At 69.8% G+C, this 18,988-nt stretch carries 18 protein-coding genes; 9 read left to right on the top strand and 9 right to left on the bottom strand.

The annotated features are described in order from the left end of the window. Positions 1 to 61: 61 nt before the first annotated feature. Positions 62 to 1,714: a cation acetate symporter gene (locus ACFV6H_RS14430; RefSeq protein WP_384781789.1), complete on the bottom strand. Its 1,653-nt coding sequence runs from the start codon at positions 1,712 to 1,714 to the stop codon at positions 62 to 64. Then, the gene (locus ACFV6H_RS14425) at positions 1,711 to 2,106 is read right to left on the bottom strand and encodes a DUF485 domain-containing protein (RefSeq protein ID WP_385541546.1); all 396 of its coding nucleotides are present in this window, start codon (positions 2,104 to 2,106) and stop codon (positions 1,711 to 1,713) included. Before ACFV6H_RS14425 ends, ACFV6H_RS14430 begins: the two co-directional genes overlap by 4 nt. A 245-nt stretch (positions 2,107 to 2,351) precedes the next feature. Between ACFV6H_RS14425 and ACFV6H_RS14420 the strand changes: the two genes are divergently transcribed. Continuing rightward, a complete protein-coding gene (locus ACFV6H_RS14420) occupies positions 2,352 to 3,932 on the top strand; it encodes a S8 family serine peptidase (protein WP_385541544.1) in 1,581 nt (526 codons plus the stop codon). A gap of 40 nt (positions 3,933 to 3,972) precedes the next feature. Here ACFV6H_RS14420 and ACFV6H_RS14415 read toward each other — a convergent pair whose 3' ends face one another. After that, positions 3,973 to 4,881 (bottom strand): sterol desaturase family protein, encoded by a 909-nt coding sequence (locus ACFV6H_RS14415; RefSeq protein ID WP_385541542.1) that lies wholly within the window; start codon positions 4,879 to 4,881, stop codon positions 3,973 to 3,975. A gap of 142 nt (positions 4,882 to 5,023) precedes the next feature. On the opposite strand from ACFV6H_RS14415, the gene ACFV6H_RS14410 reads away from it, so the two are divergent. After that, positions 5,024 to 8,119 carry an NACHT domain-containing protein gene (locus ACFV6H_RS14410; RefSeq protein WP_385541540.1) on the top strand — a complete coding sequence of 1,032 codons (3,096 nt, stop codon included), beginning with the start codon at positions 5,024 to 5,026 and terminating at the stop codon, positions 8,117 to 8,119. Here ACFV6H_RS14410 and ACFV6H_RS14405 read toward each other — a convergent pair. After that, the gene (locus ACFV6H_RS14405; protein WP_385541538.1) at positions 8,116 to 8,850 is read right to left on the bottom strand and encodes a VIT family protein; all 735 of its coding nucleotides are present in this window, start codon (positions 8,848 to 8,850) and stop codon (positions 8,116 to 8,118) included. The genes ACFV6H_RS14410 and ACFV6H_RS14405 overlap by 4 nt on opposite strands. Before the next feature lie 113 nt (positions 8,851 to 8,963). On the opposite strand from ACFV6H_RS14405, the gene ACFV6H_RS14400 reads away from it, so the two are divergent. From ACFV6H_RS14400 to ACFV6H_RS14385, 4 genes are all read left to right on the top strand, one after another. Continuing rightward, the gene (locus ACFV6H_RS14400; RefSeq protein ID WP_385541536.1) at positions 8,964 to 10,016 is read left to right on the top strand and encodes a DEDDh family exonuclease; all 1,053 of its coding nucleotides are present in this window, start codon (positions 8,964 to 8,966) and stop codon (positions 10,014 to 10,016) included. 132 nt (positions 10,017 to 10,148) lie between these two features. Further along, on the top strand, positions 10,149 to 10,949 hold the full coding sequence (locus tag ACFV6H_RS14395; protein WP_385541534.1) for an SURF1 family protein: 801 nt from the start codon (positions 10,149 to 10,151) through the stop codon (positions 10,947 to 10,949). 118 nt (positions 10,950 to 11,067) lie between these two features. After that, positions 11,068 to 12,852, top strand: coding sequence for a glycoside hydrolase family 15 protein (locus ACFV6H_RS14390; RefSeq protein WP_385541532.1), 1,785 nt, complete (start codon positions 11,068 to 11,070; stop codon positions 12,850 to 12,852). A 4-nt stretch (positions 12,853 to 12,856) separates the two neighbouring features. Then, on the top strand, positions 12,857 to 13,612 hold the full coding sequence (locus tag ACFV6H_RS14385) for an SDR family oxidoreductase (protein ID WP_385541530.1): 756 nt from the start codon (positions 12,857 to 12,859) through the stop codon (positions 13,610 to 13,612). Positions 13,613 to 13,675: 63 nt separating this feature from the next. Here the strand turns inward: ACFV6H_RS14385 and amaP are convergent, their stop codons facing one another. From amaP to ACFV6H_RS14360, 5 genes are all read right to left on the bottom strand, one after another. Then, the gene (gene amaP / locus ACFV6H_RS14380; protein WP_384986977.1) at positions 13,676 to 14,254 is read right to left on the bottom strand and encodes an alkaline shock response membrane anchor protein AmaP; all 579 of its coding nucleotides are present in this window, start codon (positions 14,252 to 14,254) and stop codon (positions 13,676 to 13,678) included. A gap of 4 nt (positions 14,255 to 14,258) precedes the next feature. Next, positions 14,259 to 14,987, bottom strand: a complete 729-nt coding sequence (locus ACFV6H_RS14375) for a DUF6286 domain-containing protein (protein WP_385541527.1) — start codon at positions 14,985 to 14,987, stop codon at positions 14,259 to 14,261. Then, the gene (locus ACFV6H_RS14370) at positions 14,984 to 15,334 is read right to left on the bottom strand and encodes a hypothetical protein (RefSeq protein ID WP_385541525.1); all 351 of its coding nucleotides are present in this window, start codon (positions 15,332 to 15,334) and stop codon (positions 14,984 to 14,986) included. Before ACFV6H_RS14370 ends, ACFV6H_RS14375 begins: the two co-directional genes overlap by 4 nt. Positions 15,335 to 15,340: 6 nt before the next feature. Further along, on the bottom strand, positions 15,341 to 15,532 hold the full coding sequence (locus ACFV6H_RS14365; RefSeq protein ID WP_066949179.1) for a hypothetical protein: 192 nt from the start codon (positions 15,530 to 15,532) through the stop codon (positions 15,341 to 15,343). A 67-nt stretch (positions 15,533 to 15,599) separates the two neighbouring features. Next, positions 15,600 to 16,091, bottom strand: a complete 492-nt coding sequence (locus ACFV6H_RS14360; RefSeq protein WP_093601313.1) for an Asp23/Gls24 family envelope stress response protein — start codon at positions 16,089 to 16,091, stop codon at positions 15,600 to 15,602. 109 nt (positions 16,092 to 16,200) lie between these two features. Between ACFV6H_RS14360 and ACFV6H_RS14355 the strand changes: the two genes are divergently transcribed. The 3 genes from ACFV6H_RS14355 to ACFV6H_RS14345 all read left to right on the top strand — a co-directional run bounded on the left by ACFV6H_RS14355 (position 16,201) and on the right by ACFV6H_RS14345 (position 18,982). Next, positions 16,201 to 16,953 (top strand): hypothetical protein, encoded by a 753-nt coding sequence (locus ACFV6H_RS14355; RefSeq protein ID WP_385541523.1) that lies wholly within the window; start codon positions 16,201 to 16,203, stop codon positions 16,951 to 16,953. A 132-nt stretch (positions 16,954 to 17,085) separates the two neighbouring features. Beyond that, positions 17,086 to 18,192, top strand: coding sequence for a Dyp-type peroxidase (locus tag ACFV6H_RS14350; protein ID WP_385541521.1), 1,107 nt, complete (start codon positions 17,086 to 17,088; stop codon positions 18,190 to 18,192). Then, positions 18,173 to 18,982 (top strand): family 1 encapsulin nanocompartment shell protein, encoded by an 810-nt coding sequence (locus ACFV6H_RS14345; protein ID WP_385541519.1) that lies wholly within the window; start codon positions 18,173 to 18,175, stop codon positions 18,980 to 18,982. Before ACFV6H_RS14350 ends, ACFV6H_RS14345 begins: the two co-directional genes overlap by 20 nt. Positions 18,983 to 18,988 lie beyond the last annotated feature (6 nt).

Genomic DNA, 18,988 nt, shown 5'->3' with positions numbered 1-18,988 from the left:
CGACGCGGCCACGGAAGGAGGTTCGTACCCGGAAGAGTCCTTGCCCGTACGGCTCAGTGACTCAGTGGGCTCCGGTGCCCGTCAGGGACTTGACCTCCAGTTCGGCGTACTTGCCCTGGTCCGGCTGCTCCTTGGACAGTACGGTGCCCAGCCAGCCGAGCAGGAAGCCCAGCGGAATGGAGATCAGGCCCGGGTTCTCCAGCGGGAAGAAGTGGAAGTCGGCGTCGGGGAACATCGAGGTGGGCTTCCCGGAGACGACCGGTGAGAACAGCACCAGCAGCACCGACGAGGCCAGTCCGCCGTAGATCGACCACAGCGCGCCCTGAGTGGTGAACCGCTTCCAGAACAGGCTGTAGAGGATGGTCGGCAGATTGGCCGAGGCGGCGACGGCGAAGGCGAGCGCGACCAGACCGGCCACATTCAGATCGCGGGCGAGCGCCCCGAGCGCGATGGAGACGATACCGATGGCGACGGTCGCCCAGCGGGCCGCGCGGACCTCCTCCTTCTCGGTCGCCTCACCCTTGCGGATGACATTGGCGTAGATGTCATGCGCGAAGGACGACGAGGACGCGAGCGTCAGCCCGGCGACCACCGCGAGAATGGTCGCGAAGGCGACGGCCGAGATCACGGCGAGCAGGATCGCTCCTCCGGTGGAACCGGCGCCGCCGCCGATTTCCAGCGCGGCCAGCGGAGCCGCCGTATTGCCCGCCTTGTTGGAGGCGACGATGTCGTCGGGCTTGAGCAGCGCGGCAGCGCCGAAGCCGAGCACGATCGTCATCAGATAGAACGCGCCGATGATCCCGATGGCCCAGATCACCGACTTGCGGGCGGCCTTGGCGGTGGGCACGGTGTAGAAGCGGATGAGGATGTGCGGCAGTCCCGCAGTACCGAGCACCAGCGCGATGCCGAGCGAGATGAAGTCCAGCTTCGAGGTCGCGGTGGCACCGTACTTGAGACCGGGCTCAAGGAAGGACGCTCCCTTGCCGCTGTTGCTCGCCGCCGTGCCCAGCAGGTCGGAGAGGTTGAAGTTGAACTTCAGCAGGATGAGGAAGGTGATGAGCAGGGTGCCCGCGATCAGAAGCACGGCCTTGACCATCTGCACCCAGGTGGTGCCCTTCATCCCGCCGATGGTCACATACACGATCATCAGCAGACCGACCAGCGCGACGATGGCGATCTTCCCGGCGTCACTGGTGATGCCGAGCAGCAGCGAGACCAGCACACCGGCGCCGGCCATCTGCGCGAGGAGGTAGAAGATCGAGACGACGATGGTGGAGGTGCCCGCCGCGGTACGGACCGGGCGCTGGCGCATCCGGTATGCGAGGACGTCACCCATGGTGTAGCGGCCGGAGTTGCGCAGTGGTTCGGCGACGAGCAGCAGCGCCACCAGCCAGGCGACCAGGAATCCGATGGAGTAGAGGAAGCCGTCGTAGCCGAAGAGGGCGATGGCGCCGGCGATCCCGAGGAAGGACGCGGCGGACATGTAGTCGCCGGAGACGGCGAGTCCGTTCTGGAAGCCGGAGAACTGCCGTCCGCCCGCGTAGAAGTCGGACGCGTTCTTGGTCTGCCGGCCGGCCCAGACGGTGATGACCAGGGTCGCGACGACGAAGAGCCCGAAGAGTGTGATGATCAGCGGCCGGTGCTCGCTGGCGTCGGAGGCGGCGGCGAGCTGGAGCGGTGACTGCTGGGCGACGAGCTGGATCGAGTGGCTCACGCGTCCGCCTCCATACGGGACTTGATGACATCCGCCTTCGGGTCGAGCTTGCGGGCGGCGTGCCGCGCGTAGTACCAGGCGATGAGGAACGTGGTGGCGAACTGCGCCAGACCGAGGACGAGCGCGACATTGATGTTGCCGAAGAGCTTGGTGCCCATGAAGCCGCCCGCGTAGTTGGACAGCAGGACGTACAGCAGGTACCAGGCGATGAAGGCGACGGTCAGCGGGAAGGCGAAGGAGCGGTAGGTACGGCGCAGTTCGCCGAATTCCGCGCTCTCCTGCACCTCGACGAACTGCGCCGTCGTGGGCTGGGCCGTCGTGGACAGATCCGGTGTGGACGGGGCTGGGCTGGTGTCCGTACCGCCCTCGGGCGGCGGTGCATCGGTAGCCACGGAATCTCCTCGTGACGCGGGTGCGGTGTGGTTGGTCATGGGGACCTCTCAGGGACGGGATGGTGCTCGTCCCCCTGACAACGGCACGGGAGGCATGGCGAAGCGGTTCAACACCGGTCTTTTTCTTCCGGAAATGATTCAGGAACGATTGAAGAACAGCGTTGATCAGCGATAACTTCGCTCGTCATGTACCCGTTCACGCGCAGCCTGCGCGGAAACGGTCTCACGGATGATGTGGAGAACCCATGGCTCATCTGGGATCCAGACGGCAGCGCGCACTCGCGCTGCCCGTAGGTCTGGCGCTCACCGTCACGCTCGGTTTCCTGCCTGCCGCCACGGCTACGGCCGCACCGGCGGGCGGCGGCACCGAAGCGGTCGCCACGGACGGCCCGAAGCTGTCGTACGTCGTCAACACCCGCGGTGGACACTCCACCGTCAAGTCGGTCAAGAAGGCGATCGACCGGGCCGGCGGCACTGTGGTCACCAGCTATGACCAGATAGGTGTCATCGTCGTCACCTCGCAGAACCCGGCCTTCGCGCAGACCGTACGCAAGGTCAAGGGCGTCGAGTCGGCCGGTGCCACCCGCACCGCGCCGCTGCCCGCGCAGTCCACGACGGACATCGGTACGCCTCGCGAGCTGACCGCCGAGGAGGTCGCCGTCGCGACGGCGGCGACGGAGAAGGCCAACGCGTCGAAGGCCGACGCGAAGAAGGGCGGCGGCACCGCCCTTCCCCAGGACCCGCTGGAGCCGTTGCAGTGGGACCTGCCCGCCATCAAGGCGGACAAGGCACATGAGAAGAACCTCGGCAGCAGGAACGTCACTGTTGCCGTCATCGACACCGGTGTCGATGACACGCACCCGGACATCGCGCCCAACTTCGACCGCGCGGCGTCGGTCAACTGTGTGACCGGCAAGCCCGACACGGCGGACGGCGCCTGGCGTCCGAACGCCGGGGAGAGCCCGCACGGCACGCATGTCGCGGGCGAGATAGCCGGGGCCAAGAACGGTGTGGGCATCACCGGTGTCGCACCGGGTGTGAAGGTGGCCGGCATCAAGGTCTCCACGCCGGTCGGGTTCTTCTACACCGAGGCCGTCGTCTGCGGCTTCGTCTGGGCCGCCGAGCACGGCGTCGATGTGACGAACAACAGCTACTACACCGACCCGTGGTACTTCAACTGCAAGAACGACCCGGACCAGAAGGCCCTGGTCGAGGCGATCACCCGCGCCACGCGGTACGCCGAGAGCAAGGGCACGGTCAATGTGGCCGCGGCGGGCAACGAGAACTACGACCTCTCGTCCGACTCGATCACCGATCCGACCAGCCCGAACGACACCACTCCCGGTGAGCGTGTCATCGACCCGTCCGAGTGCCTGGACATCCCGACCCAGCTGCCGGGCGTCGTCACCGTCGCCTCCACCGGCGCCAAGGGCCTGAAGTCCTCGTTCTCCAACCACGGTCTCGGCATCATCGACATCGCGGCTCCGGGCGGCGACTCGACCCGCTACCAGACGCCGGCTCCGCCGGCCACCAGCGGTCTGATCCTCGGCCCGGTGCCGGGCGGCAACTGGGCCTACATGGCCGGTACGTCGATGGCCTCCCCGCATGTCGCCGGTGTCGCGGCGCTGCTGAAGTCGACGCATCCGCACGCCTCGGCGAAGGCCATCAAGGCGCTGCTGACGGTGCAGGCCGACGATGTGGCCTGCCCGACGGCGTACGACATCGACGGCGACGGCGAGATCGACGCCGTCTGTGAGGGCGGCGAGCGCTACAACGGCTTCTACGGGGCGGGTCTGGTCGACGCCCTGGACGCGGTGCGCAAGTAGCACCAGCAAGTAGGCGTCAGCGAGTAGGCATCAGCAAGTATCACTGCGCGGGCCGTCCTCCGGGGCGGCCCGCGTTCGTCGTGGGCTTTGGTGTACGCGGCGCGGGCACGGCGCGCTGTACGGGCTGCCAGCCGGGCCCGCGCAGCACATGGCCCGCGCGGTCACGCCAGCCGCGCGCGGCCCGCAGATCCCGGGCGAGGGCCGCGTACTCATGGGTGGCGACGCGCAGCGGGTTGTAGGTCCCGATGTTCTTGGTGAGCCCGTAGACGGGCCGCTCGGTCTCGGGCACGAACGACCCGAACAGCCGGTCCCAGACGATCAGGATCCCGCCGAAGTTCCGGTCCAGATAGCCGCCTTGGGACGCGTGGTGGACCCGGTGGTGGGACGGCGTGTTCAGCATGTACTCGAACGGCCGCGGCAGCTTGTCGATCCGCTCGGTGTGCACCCAGAACTGGTAGACGAGATTAGCGGACGAGCAGAACGCGAGCGCCGCCGGATGCACACCGCAGGCGACGAGCGGCACATAGAACGGCCAGACCGTGAGCGAGGTCCAGGGCTGACGCAGAGCGGTCGTCAGATTGAACTTGCGGCTGGAGTGGTGGACCACATGGCAGGCCCACAGGATCCGGATGACGTGATGGCCGCGGTGTGACCAGTAGTAGAAGAAGTCCTGCGCGAGCAGCATCAGCGGAATCGTCCACCAGAGCACGGGCACCCGGAGCGGTGTCAGGGCGTGCACCGCGGTGTAGACCGCGACGATCGGCAGCTTCCAGAGCAGATCGAAGACCAGACTGCCGAGGCCCATGGTGACGCTCGTGACGGCGTCCTTGGCCGCGTAGCCCGCGGCGTCCTCGTCGGGATGGAACCGGTAACTCACCATCTCGACCACGGTGAGCAGCACGAACGCGGGTATCGACCACAGCACGACATCGGGCAGGTTCGACGGCATGCGAGCACGGTAGAGGCGGGCACGGGCGCCGGGCTAGATGTTGTTACCGACAAGTATGCGAGCCGCGCCATGGGATCCTGTCTGCCCGCGCTGTCGTCGTGTGCGTCGTGTGCGTCGTGTTCATCGGGGAGGAACGGCCGTAGTGAGCCTGGAAGTTGTGGTGTCGCGTCTCGCGGGTACGGTCCTGGGCGCGATCGCCAAGTCGATGCTTCTGCCGAAACAGGGCGCGGGCCTCGTGGCCTCTCCCGTACGCCCGCTGCCGAAACCGGCGTCACCGGACCGGCTGGCGAAGGTCCTGGCGGGCCGGTTGGAGCAGTCACACGCTTATGCACGGCTGCCGGAGAACGAGCGCCTGGCGGCCCTCGAAGCCGTACGGTCCTCCTTCGCGGCGGCGGGCGAACTGACGCCCGAGCGGCTGTTCGCCCTGGACCTGGATCCGGCGCGGCTGGCGGCGGAGTTACGCACACCGCATCCCGGGCCCGCCGAGGACCTGTACGAGGAGCTGCTCGGCCTGTGCTGCGCGCATGTGGTGGAACAGCTCACCGCACATCCGTCGTTCACCGCGCGGGCGGCGGTCGAGCAGCGGCGGGAGGCGAGCCGGACGCGGGAGCTGGTCGAGGACGTACGGGAGCGGGTGGGACCGCGACGGGACGCGGCGGCGCTGGCGTTCGAGGAGCGGTACGGCGAGTATGTGGCCCGTACCCATGGGCGGCTGGAGCTGTTCGGACTGACGCTGGGCCGGTCGAGGCGCGACTGGCCGCTGGACACGGCGTACATCAGCCTGTCGGTGAGCGGCGAGCGCCGAGGCCCCGGAGGCCTCGGGGACCCAGGCCTGCCGCACACGGGCCCGACGACGGTCACCGCCGAACAGGCGCTGACGACCACGGACCGATTACTGCTGCGCGGCCCGGCCGGCTCGGGCAAGAGCACGCTGGTGCAGTGGCTGGCGCTGAACGCGGCCCGGCGCAGCTTCCGTCCCGAACTCGCCGACTGGAACCGCTGTGTGCCCTTCGTACTGCGACTGCGGGCCTTCACGACGTGGGAGTCGCTGCCGATGCCCGAGGACTTCCTGCGGGCGGCGGGCGTACCGTTCTCGGCTGCGGCCGGGTGGGCGGAGGAGCTGCTGGCGGAGGGCCGGGCGCTGGTCCTGGTCGACGGCGTGGACGAGGTGCCGACCCGGCTGAGGGCCCGTACGGAAGCGTGGCTGAAGTCCCTGGTCGCGGCATTTCCACAGGCCCGTTATGTGGTGACGACCCGGCCGTCGGCGGTGCCGGAGGACTGGCTGTCGGGCCAGGGCTTCGAGGCGCACTCACTGCTGCCGATGGACCGCGAGGACATCAAGTCGTTCGTGGGCCACTGGCACGGCGCGGCCCGAGAAGAATACGTGTCGGACGTGGAACGGTCGCAGCTCGACATCTACGAGAAGTCGCTCCTCCAGGCGGTGATGACCCGCCGGGACCTGGGACGGCTGGCAACAAACCCGTTGATGTGCGCGCTGCTGTGCGCCCTGAACCGGGACCGCCGGATGCAACTGCCCCGAGCGAGGAAGGAGTTGTACGACGCGGCCCTGGAGATGCTGCTCGTACGCCGGGACACGGAGCGCGAGATCCTGGGCGTCGAGGGCGTGAACCTGACCCGGGACGAGCAGACTGCGCTCCTGCAACGTCTGGCGTACTGGCTGATCCGCAACGGCCAGGTGGAAGCGGCGCGCGAGGAAGCCGTTGAGATGGTCGGCGAGTGGCTCGCCGCCATGCCCCAGGTGGAAGGCGACGCGGAACAGGTCTTCGCCCATCTGCTGATCCGCAGCGGCCTCCTCCGCGAACCGATGCCGGGCGCCGTCGACTTCGTCCACCGGACCTTCCAGGACTACCTGGGCGCGAAGGCGGCGGTCGAAAGCCGCGACTTCGGCGTACTGGTCAAGAACGCGCATGACGACCAGTGGGACGACGTGGTGCGCATGGCGGTGGGCCATGCGCGGGTGGACGAACGGGCCAAATTACTACGGCAGTTGCTGCGCCGCGCCGACCGGGCGCCGAGGCTGAGCCATCGGCTGGTGCTGGTGGCGGCGGCCTGCCTGGAACACGCTCCGGAACTGGATCCGGAGGTACGGGCGGAGGTGGAGGGCAGGGCGGGGGCGCTGGTGCCGCCGCGCGAGTTGGAGGAAGCGGAGGCACTGGCAAAGGCGGGCGAGTTGGTGCTTGAGCTGCTGCCAGGGCCGGAGGGGCTGGATGAGCGGACGGCGGCGGCAGTGGTGCGGACGGCGGCGCTCATCGAGGGAGACGGAGCCTTCGAGGTGATCTCACGATTCCGCGAGGACACGCGTTCGAAGGTCGCGTCTGAGGTATCCCAGGCATGGGGCTCATTCGAGAGCGATATGTATGCCCGGGCCGTCCTGTCCGCGCAGAAGTGGGACGACACCTACCTGAGTGTACGGACCTCGCAGCAACTACGGGCGTTACAGCACACCCCCAAGGCGCGTTACGTCCATGTCGATGGCAATCACAGTGACCTCACGCCTTTGCTCGCGCTGGAGGCACCGAAGGCACTCAATTTCAGCAACAACGACGTGCTGACCAACCTGTCTCCTCTCGCTTCCCTGCCACGGCCGTCGATATTCAGCCTCCTTCGCTGCTCCGGGATACGAGAGCTGGACGCTCTGTCCGGCCCCGGACTCATACACCTGAGTCTGTATGAACTGCACCACGACATCCGGTTGGACGCGTTGAGCGATATGCCGGACCTCCGACACGTTAGTTTCGGAGGTCCGTTACTGATGGAGAGTGTGGGTGAACTGCCCATCGGCCCACAACTCATCGTGTTGTGGCTCCTTCCCGGGATGCGCTATCTGAGCCTGGAAGGCATTCAGCGCTGGCCGAACCTGAGGGTGCTCAGCCTGTCCGGCTCGGCTCAGATCCGTCAGCTCGTCCGGATCCCTTCTCTGAGGGGGCTGACCGAACTGATGATTCAGCACCAGAATGCACTCGACCTGAAGCAGATCGGCCATCTCTCCGGGCTCCAAGTGCTCGCTCTGAACCGGTGCGAATTGCCCGTCGGTCTCGGGCCGCTCCGTGATCTGCCCGCGCTTACCTCGCTCCGCCTCTTCTCGTGTGCCCAGACCGGGGCTCCACTCGACCTGAGTCCACTGGCGGATCTAGAGGGGCTCACGATTACAGCAAAGGACACGCCGGTCACCGGAGAGAACCTCTTCCCACCCGGCCGGATCGTCCTAAGGGATTAGACCCCCACCGCCCCCAACAACGCCCCCGCCCCATACGTAACCCCCATCGCCACCGCTCCCCCGCCCACATTCCGCACCAGCGCCGGCGCCACCGCCGCCGCTCCCAGCCTTGCGCTCCACCAGGCCGTCAGGGCCAGCGCGGCCAGTACCGAAAGGACCGTCACCAGCAGTCGCAGGCCCTCCGGTGGGAGCACGATCGCCAGCAGCGGGAGCAGCGCGCCCGCGGTGAAGGCCAGGAAGCTGGCGCCTGCCGCGTGCCAGGGGTTGGTGAGGGAGTCCGGGTCGATGCCCAGTTCCACGCGTGCGTGGGCGCGCAGGGCGTCGCGTTGGGTGAGTTGCCGTGCCGCCTCGCGGGCCACCTCTTCCGAGAGGCCACGTTCCGCCAGCAGGCCCGTCAGTTCGTCGAGTTCGGCCTGTGGCTGCTCGTGCAGTTCGCGCCGTTCCAGTTCCAGCGCCGCCTTCTCCGAGTCGCGCTGGGTGGAGACCGATACGTACTCGCCCGCGGCCATCGACATCGATCCGGCCAGCAGCCCGGCGAGGCCCGCGGTGAGCAAGGTGGAGCGTGCGTCGGTGGCTCCGGCGACACCGACCACCAGTCCGGCGGTGGAGACGATGCCGTCGTTGGCGCCGAGGACCGCCGCCCGCAGCCAGTTGAGACGCGTGCCCAGGGAATCACCGTGCGGTTCTTCGTGTGGCCCGACGGGAGGTCCGCCCGGCGTTGTGTCAGTCACCCGGCGAGCGTCTCACGCGTGGCTCCTCCACCCGCCGTTCCTGTAAGCCCCTTGACGGTACGACGGCTCCGCCGACCGGGCGTCAGGTCTGTCAGTCCCGGCCCGTATTCTCTGTGACCATGCTCGACGACCATACGACTTCAGCGATGTGGCCGGCCGCCTACCCCGAGGGGTACGCGGTCGTCGACGTGGAGACCACCGGACTCGCACGCGACGACCGGATAGTGTCCGCTGCCGTCTACCGTCTGGACGCGCGGGGCAATGTCGAGGACCACTGGTACACGCTGGTCAACCCGGAGCGCGACCCGGGGCCCGTGTGGATCCACGGTCTGACGAGTGAGGTGCTCGCCGACGCGCCGCTCTTCCCGGAGGTCGCCGGTGAGCTGGCCGAGCGGCTCGACGGCCGGGTGCTCGTGGCGCACAACGCGATCTTCGACTGGTCGATGATCGCCCGAGAGTACGCGCGCGCGGCGCGGACCGCGCCCACCCGGCAGCGGCTGTGCACCATCGCGCTCTCCAAGGAACTGGGCCTGCCGCTGCCCAACCACAAACTGGAGTCGCTCGCCGCGCACTTCGGTGTCGTACAGCAGCGCGCGCACCACGCGCTCGACGACGCGCGCGTACTGGCCGAGGCGTTCCGTCCGAGTCTGCATGCCGCCGCGCGCGGCGGCGTACGGCTGCCGCTGCTGGAGTGTCTGCCGCTCACCGAGTGGTCGGACGCGCCGACGCGGCCCCGGGTCGGATATCAGCCCGCCTACCGGCAGACGAGCTGGCGGCCCTCGCGCAGACGGCCCGCCTGCCCGTATCCGAATCCCGGGCGGTACGAGCCGGGCGGCGCGCTGGTGCAGGGAATGCGGGTGGCGTTCTCGGGCGACACCTCGGTCGACCGTGAGCTGCTGGAGGACCGAGCCGTGGAGGCGGGACTGCATGTGGCGACGAGCGTGTCCCGGCTGACGAGTCTGCTGGTGACCAATGATCCGGAATCCTCCACCTCCAAGACCGTCAAGGCGGCCTCGTACGGCACACCGGTGATCGACGAGGCGGCCTTCACCCAGCTCCTCCGGGATGTGGCACCGGCGCGCGGATCCGTCCCCGCGCCCGCCACTGAGACCGTCCCCGCGCCCGTCTCCATGCCCGCCGCTGAGTCCGTCGCCGCAGACGGGTGATCGGCGGGCGGCTCGCCTGCGGCCCGCACGCTATGTCCGGACAGGGGCGGAAACCCGCCTGCCGTCCATCCGCCGCCTTCCGCCGCCCACCCGCCGTCCGGCGGCCACCGGCCGCCGGGTACGGTCGATGGTGTGTACCGCTTCCTGTTGTCCCGGCAGTGGGTGATCCTCACCCTGCTCGCCCTCGCCCTCATCCCCGCGATGGTCGAGCTGGGTTTCTGGCAGCTCCACCGGCATGAGCACCGGGTCGCCCAGAACTCCCTGATCTCGGACAACCTCAAGGCGAAGCCCGTCCCGGTCGAGGAGCTGACCTCGCCCGGGTACACCGTCCCGCGCGCCGACTACTGGCGCACGGTCACCGCCACCGGCCGGTTCGACACCGCCGACGAGGTCGTCGTACGCCGCAGGACCTCCGCCGACGACCAGGTCGGCTATCACGTCCTCACGCCGCTCGTCCTGAGCGACGGCCGGGCCGTCATCGTCAATCGCGGCTGGATCGCGGCCACCGGTGACCAGCGGGCATTCCCGGACATTCCGGCCGCGCCGAAGGGCGAGGTCACCGTCACCGGCCGGCTGAAGGCCGACGAGACGGCGGCGGTCACCGGGATAAGGGACGTACAGGATCTGCCGCCCCGCCAGGTCATGCTGATCAACAGCGAGCGGCAGCAGAAGGCGCTCGGACGCACCGTCCTCGGCGGCTATATCGAGCAGACCGCGCCCGTGCCGGCCGGTGGCTCTCCCGAGCAGATCCCGACGCCGGACGACAGCTCGATCGGGCCGCACATGGCGTACGCGGTCCAGTGGTGGCTGTTCGCCGCGGCCGTGCCCGTCGGCTGGGTGATTCTGGTCCGCCGTGAGCTGCGCGACCGCGCGGCGGCGGCCGGTCGGGCGGCGACCGAGTCCGAGCCGGAACGCGCGCCCGCGACGGCCTGACCGTACGACGGGCCAGACGCCTGGGCTGCCCGGCCGCCCCGCTCAGCCGTCCCGCACACCCGCTCAGCCGCCTCGCACACCTGCTTAGCCGTTCCGCGCTCCGGGAACAGCCCTTTGCGTGACCCAACGCATCGAGGACTACGCACTCATCGGCGATCTCCAGACCGCCGCCCTGGTCGGCAGAAACGGCTCCATCGACTGGCTGTGCCTTCCTCGCTTCGACTCGGCGGCCTGCTTCGCCGCGCTGCTCGGCGACGAGGAGAACGGCCACTGGCGGATCGCTCCCGCGGGCGCGGGCGACTGCACACGGCGTGGCTATCTGGGTGAGACGCTGGTGCTTGAATCCGTCTGGGAGACGCCCGCCGGCACGGTCAAGGTCATCGACTTCATGCCGCAGCGCGATGTGGCGCCCGACATCGTGCGGATCATCGAGGGCGTCAGCGGCTCGGTGGAGATGAACGCCACGCTCCGGCTGCGCTTCGACTTCGGTTCCGTCGTGCCCTGGATGCGGCGCGAGGAGGGCCACCGGCTCGCCATCGCCGGCCCTGACTCCATCTGGCTGCGCAGCGAGCCCGCGGTCAAGACCTGGGGCCAGCACTTCAGCACCCGCTCGTCGTTCACCGTCGGCGCGGGCGAGCGCGTGGCGTTCGTCCTCACCTGGCATCCCTCGCACGAGGAGCGCCCGCCGCTCACCGATCCGTTCGAGGCGCTGGCGCAGTGTCTGGAGGACTGGGCGATCTGGTCCGCGCGCTGCCGTTACGAGGGCCCGAACCGCGCCGCCGTCATGCGCTCGCTGATCACGCTCAAGGCGCTGACGTACGGTCCGACGGGCGGCATCGTCGCCGCGCCGACCACCTCTCTGCCGGAGGAGCTGGGCGGCGTACGCAACTGGGACTACCGCTACTGCTGGCTGCGCGACTCGACACTGACGCTGGGCGCGCTGCTGTCGGTCGGCTATCTGGAGGAGGCGGCGGCCTGGCGGGACTGGCTACTGCGCGCGGTGGCGGGCGATCCGGCCGATCTCCAGATCATGTACGGCCTGGCCGGTGAGCGGCGGCTGCCGGAGAGCGAGCTGTCCTGGCTGAGCGGATACGCGGGCTCCTCGCCGGTCCGTACGGGCAACAGCGCGGTCGATCAGCTCCAGCTCGATGTGTACGGCGAGGTCATCGACTCGTTCCATGTGTCGCGGACCTCGGGTCTGCCGCCGAAGCCGCACGCCTGGAGTCTGGAGCTGACTCTGCTCAGCTTCCTGGAGTCGAAGTGGCGTGAACCGGACGAGGGACTGTGGGAGGTACGAGGGCCGCGCCGGCACTTCGTCCACTCCAAGGTGATGGCATGGGTCGCCGCCGACCGGGCCGTACGGACGCTGGAGCGCAATCCGCACTTCAGCGGAAAGGCGGACCGGTGGCGGGCGATGCGGGACGAGGTGCACCGGGAGGTGTGCGAGCGCGGATACGACCCGGAGCGGAACACCTTCACACAGTCGTACGGCTCCACCGAGCTGGACGCGGCGACGCTGCTCATTCCGCGCGTCGGGTTTCTGCCGGCGGACGATCCGCGGGTGGTCGGCACGATCGACGCGGTACGGGCGGAGCTGAGCCAGGACGGTCTGCTGCGCCGCTACAGCACGACCGGGCCGGGCGTGGACGGGCTGCCGGGCGAGGAGGGCGCGTTCCTGGTCTGCTCGTTCTGGCTGGCCGACGCGCTGCATCTGACGGGCCGTACGGAGGAGGCGAAGGAGCTGTTCGAGCGGCTGCTCGCGCTCCGCAACGATGTCGGGCTGCTCTCGGAGGAGTACGACCCGGTGGCACGGCGGCAACTCGGCAACTTTCCGCAGGCATTCAGTCATATCGGTCTGGTGGTGACCGCCCTGACGCTGGCCGGGGAGCACACGGCAGGATAGGGCCATGGATCTTGGACTGAAAGACCGTGTCTATGTCGTGACGGGTGCTTCACGAGGGCTGGGCCGGGCTGCCGCGGAGGCGCTGGCGGCGGACGGTGCGAAGGTCGTCGTCTCCGGGCGGGACGAGAAGAGCGTCGCCAAGGCCACGGCGGCGATCGGCCCGGACGCGTACGGGCTGGCCGGGGACAACGCGGATCCGGCCGTGGCGGAGCGGCTGATCGGGGCGGCGCGCCAGGAGTTCGGCGGCTTCGACGGCATTCTGATCAGTGTCGGCGGCCCGCCGCCGGGATCCGCGACGGGCAATACGGACGAACAGTGGCGGGCGTCGTTCGAGACGGTCTTCCTCGGCGCGGTACGGCTGGCGCGTGAGGCGGCGGCGGAGCTGGGCGAGGGCGGTGTCATCGGCTTCGTGCTGTCGGCCTCGGTCCATGAGACGATCCCGGGCCTGGCGATCTCGAACGGTCTGCGTCCCGGTCTGGCCGGCTTCGCGAAGTCCCTGGCGTACGAGCTCGGTCCGCGCGGGATACGGGTGCTGGGCCTGCTGCCGTCGCGTATCGACACGGACCGGTTGCGCGAGCTGGACGCGCTGTCGGGCGACGCGGAGGCGGCGAGGGCGGCCCAGGAGTCCCGTATACCGCTGCGGCGGTACGGGACTCCGGAGGAGTTCGGCAGGACGGCCGCGTTTCTGCTCTCGCCGGCGGCGTCGTATCTGACGGGCATCATGCTCCCGGTGGACGGCGGCGCGCGCCACGGCTTCTGACCGCGCGGCGCAGCTGCGTGCCCCGGGCCGCACTCATTACGGGCCACCTCGCATGACCTCGGATCAGGTGACGCGTTCCGCGCTGTGTCTGGCCGCGCGCAGGCGGACCTCCGCCGGAAGCGCGGCCAGGCCCGTCGAGTCGCGGGCATGGGCCAGTGCCTCGTCCGTGAGGCGGTTCACCGATCGGCGCGGCGAGGCGTGCGGTTCCAGGAGCAGCCGGATCCGGGCCGACGGGCCCGAACGGCGGCCCCGGAGACGGACGTTGGCGCGCGCCACACCGTCGAGGGACTCCGCGTCGTCCTCCAGGACGCTCTCCAGCGCGCGCCCGCGCAGCAGCGCGCCCTGTCCGTCTCCGCTGTCGACCAGCACCTCCGCCAGCCGGGCGCGGCGCAGTTGGGCCAGCAGCCACCACAGCGCCAGGAGCGCCACGACCGCCAGCCCGGCGATGACGGCCGGCCACCACCAGCCGTCGGTGCGGTAGCGCTCCCGGTTCGCGCGGCTGAGCAGGACATCGTGCGGCCCGGTGTACGGCCACCAGGACGGCACCGACCAGCCCAGTCCCCGGGCGAGCACCAGACCTCCCGCGCACAGCAGCGCCAGGCCGATCAGCGCCAGCAGCACCCGGTTGACCACCCGGATCATCCCGTCACCTCTTCTTCACCGGCCTGCGGACCCGGACCGTCAGCGAGGGCGGCCTCGCGAGGCCCAGTTCGCCGATGCCGGTGGCGAGCACCTCGTCCAGATCGGCCCGTACCGCGTCGAGTTCACGGAAGTGGGAGAGGGCACGCGCCGTCACCCGGGAGCGGCCGACCCGTACCCGCGCGGACCGTACTCCGGAGACCTCCATGGCCCGGTCGCGCAGCGCCAGCGCGGCGGCCTCGCGGTCGAGCCCGGCCCGTACGTCCGCGACGTCCCGGCGCATCGGCAGCACGCGCCGCAGCCCGGGAGTGAGGGCGAGCGCGATCAGCCACAGCCCGAGCGCCATGGCGACACAGGCGGCGACCAGCATCCAGGTCTCGTCCAGCGGCTGCCGGGCGAGTTCGTCGGCGAGCCCGCGGCGCCACTCCATCGCGCGGTGGCCGGCCCGTACCGCCGCGACGTCGTACAGCAGCAGCCCGGCGGCGCCGAGGACGACCAGGGCCGTCAGCGCGGCCGGGACACGGCGCGTGGACCAGAAGCGCCCGGCCCTGTGGTCCGCCTCGCCGGTGAGCGTGGGCCGTGGCTCGTACCGGGTGGCGGAGGCCGACTGGTCGAGGCCGGGCAGAGCGCCCGGCCCGTCGCCTCGCGCCGCTTCCTTCCCGGCTCCCTCGGCCGCGGAACCGTCCGCGGGACCGTTCGCGGAACCGTCCGCCGGCTCCTTCGCCGGATCGCTCACCGGACCCTCCCCTGTGCCGTCAGACGCGACTGAACGGAGTGCAGCCGCTCGACGCGCACCACCACCTCGGGCACCTCCATGCCCGCCAGGGCCCTGACCCGCTGGGCGACCTGCACCCGTACCGCGCCGCACTGCGTACCGATGTCGGAGGGATAGTCCAGCTCGACGCCGACCCGTACCTGCGCGATGTCACGGTGCACCGTGACCGTGGCGTGCGGCGCGGCGCCGCCTTCCGGTACGCCGTGGAGCGCCTCGCGCGCCGCCTGCGCGGCGATCTTCGCGACGACCCGGTCGGCGATCGTGGTCGCCCCGCGCTCGGCGGCCACCACCACCCCGTCACCGGCCACGCGCGCTCACCGCCGCCGGTCGTCGCGGTCGCGGGTACGGAAGAAGTCGCCGGGTTCGAGATCGCCGTCGACGAACCGCCCTGCCACAAAACCGATCGCGCCCAACGCGGCCACCAGCAGAAAGGCACCGAAGCCACCGAAGTATCCGGCGAAACCGAGCGCCATACCGGCCAACAGGCCGACCACCGCCATGCTCATCGTTCGCACCTTTCCGCCGCTTTTCTACTGCTTTTCCACTGCTCTTGCGCCCCGGGCCCGTCGCGGCCTACTGGACCCGGATGTCCTGGTCCTCTTCATCTTCCTCCTCGGGCAGCTTGACGTCACTGACCGCGATATTGACCTCGACCACTTCCAGGCCCGTCATCCGCTCGACCGCGGCGATGACGTTCTCCCGCACGGCGGCGGCGACTTGGGTGATCGAGACGCCGTAGTCGACGACGATCTCCAGATCGAGCGCCGTCTGCACCTCTCCCACCTCGGCCTTCACTCCACGGCTGACGGATCTGGTGGTGCCGGGCACCCGCTCGCGTACCGCGCCGAAAGTACGCGAGATCCCGCTGCCCAGGGCATGCACACCGAGTACGTCACGGGCCGCGAGCCCGGCGATCTTCTCCACCACACCGTCGGCGATGGTGGTACGTCCACGCGTGGCGGGCGGGCCGCCGCCGCGCTTGGTGACGGACGGCTTCCTGCCGTCCTCGCCCGAGAGTTCTGTGGCGGAAGGCGCTGACTGGTTGCGCGGTGTGCTGTCCGACATCGCCGTTCATCCTTTCCGGGCGGTGGGTTTTCCGGGCGGCAGGAGACTTCGTTCCTCAGACTAGGGCTGCTTTCCCCGTACCGCGCCGTGGATGCGGCAGGCTGGAGGAATGACGACTGCGCACGGCTCCGACAGTTGGACGGCCGCGGTACGCCGACGGCTCGACCTGGGCAGACTGCTTCCGCTGGGCGGCGCCGCCGACGGGACATGGCTGGCGGAACGCGCGGCGGCGGCGGAGCTCCGGCGGGCGGCGGCGGAGGTGCCGGGCACCGTGCTGGGCGCGGTACGGCTCTCGCCCGCAGATCCGGACGCGGCGGAGGAGTCGCCCGTACCGCCGCCGCCCAGCGCGCTGCCGCCCGGACGGCTCCGTATCGAGGCGGAGTTCGGCGAGGAGTTCACGGACATGACGGACGAGCCTCTGCCCGCCGTGGCCGACCGGCTGCGCGCGGTGCTGTTCGACTGCGCGACCAGGCGGCTGGGGCTGCGGATCGCGGAGATCGATCTGCGGGTGACGGCCCTGCTGGAGCGGGCGGCGGAGCCGGCGGGCGAGGCGGCACCACGGCATACGGAACCGACGGAGCCGGTAGGGCTACGGGCCGCCACGCCGGAGGGCGAAGCCGCGCTGACTGCGGCCTCGGTGCCCGGTGTCGCCTGTCTGACCCGGACGCTGGGCACCGCGGTGGCCGGCACTCCCGGGCATGTCCGGATCGAGCTGGCGACGGCGGCGGGACACCGCCCGCTGGAGGTGGCGCGGGCGGTACGGAAAAGAGTCGCGGCGGGCGTGCCGGGCGGCCCTTCGGTGGCGGTGCTGATCACGGCGGTGAACGTGGCGGTGGATGTAGCGGTGGACGTGGCGCCCTGAGAGCGCGGGGCCGGACCAGCCCGTGCAGCCCGACCACCACGAAATGCGGTGTTGCTCCCTGCCCAGGACAATGGTGCAGGCCTGGGCACCGGTCGGCGCGGCGGCCCATGATGTGCGAGGAGGCAGGCGCCCATGGCCGGTCCCGTCCCGGAGGTGATCCCGCAGCCGGTGCTGAGCCCGCTGACGGGTGCGGCGATCTTCCTGGTGGTGACGGTGGACCCGGGCGGCGAGCCGGTCGTCAGAGAGCTGCTGCCGGATCTGGCGGGACTCCAGCGCGCGGTCGGTTTCCGGGCGCCCGAAGGGCAGTTGAGCTGTGTCGCCGGTATCGGCTCCCAGGTCTGGGACCGGCTGTTCGGCGGACCACGCCCGGCCGGGCTGCATCCCTTCCGTGAACTCGTCGGACCGACGGGCCACCGCGCGGTGTCCACGCCCGGCGATCTGCTCTTCCATGTCCGGGCCGCGCGGCTCGACCTCTGTTTCAGTCTGGCCGCCCAGATCATGGAGCGGCTGCGCGGCGCCGTCACCGTCCACGACGAGGTCCATGGTTTCAAGTACTTCGACGTACGCGACCTGCTCGGCTTTGTCGACGGCACCGAGAATCCGGTCGGGCCCGTGGCGCGGGCGGCGGTGCTGATCGGTGACGAGGACGCGGAGTTCACCGGCGGAAGCTATGTGATCGTGCAGAAGTACGTACACGATCTGGACGCCTGGAACGCCCTGCCCGTCGAGGAGCAGGAGCGGGTGATCGGCCGTACGAAGCTCTCCGACATCGAGATGGACGACGACATCAAACCGGCCGACTCGCATGTCGCGCTCAACACGGTCACCGATCCCGACGGCACCGAGCGGAAGATCCTCCGCGACAACATGCCCTTCGGCAGCGTGGGACGCGGTGAGTTCGGCACGTACTTCATCGGTTACGCCCGTACTCCCGACGTCACCGAGACGATGCTGGAGAACATGTTCCTCGGCAGTCCGCCGGCCACGCACGACCGGATCCTGGACTTCTCCACCGCCGTGACCGGCTCGCTGTTCTTCGCGCCCAGCGCCGACTTCCTGGACGATCCGCCGGAGCCGCCCGGAGCGGAGACCGAGGCCGGGCGCGAGGCCGGGCGCGAGACCGAGTCAACGGCCGAGGAGGTAGAAGCGGCAAGCACGGCAAGCGCACCGAGGACCGACGGCTCACTCGGGATCGGCGACCTGAAGAGGAGCATCCCCGATGAAGAACCTGCACCGTGAACTGGCGCCCATCTCCGATGCCGCGTGGGCGGACCTGGAGGAGGAGGCACGGCGCACCTTCGAGCGCCATGTGGCCGCCCGCCAGATCGTCGATGTGCCCGAGCCGCTCGGAGTCACGGCGGCGGCGGTCGGAACCGGCCATCTCGAACCCGTCGATCCGCCCGCCGACGGAGTCGTCGCCCACCGGCGCGCGTCACGGCCGCTGGTCGAGCTACGGGTGCCGTTCACGGTCGACCGCCGGCAGGTGGACGATGTCGAGCGCGGCGCGAAGGACGCGGACTGGCAGCCGGTGAAGGACGCCGCCCGGAAGATCGCGTTCGCCGAGGACCGCGCGGTCTTCGAGGGATACGGAGCGGCGGGCATCACGGGTATCCGGCAGAGCACCTCCAATCCGGAGCTGACTCTCCCCGACGAGGTGCGCGACTATCCGGACGCCATCAGCCAGGCCGTGTCCACGCTGCGGCTGGCGGGCGTCGGCGGCCCGTACACCCTGGCGCTGAGCGCCGACGCGTACACCGCCGTGAACGAGACGTCCGACCACGGCTATCCGATCCACAAGCACATCGACCGGGTGCTGGACGGCGAGATCGTCTGGGCGCCCGCCATCGACGGTGCCTTTCTGCTCTCCACGCGCGGCGGCGACTTCGAACTCCGTCTCGGCCAGGACGTGTCCATCGGCTATCTGTCCCACGACGACACGAACGTACGGCTCTACTTCCAGGAGACGCTGACCTTTGTGATGTACACGAGCGAGGCCGCGGTGGCACTCACCGCGACGCCGCAACTGTGAGGCACG

The organism is Streptomyces sp. NPDC059743, assembly GCF_042732975.1.
In the GTDB taxonomy this organism is placed as follows: domain Bacteria; phylum Actinomycetota; class Actinomycetes; order Streptomycetales; family Streptomycetaceae; genus Streptomyces.
The sequence above is the reverse complement of the archived record's forward strand: the minus strand, read 5'-3'. Positions and strand labels throughout refer to the sequence as shown.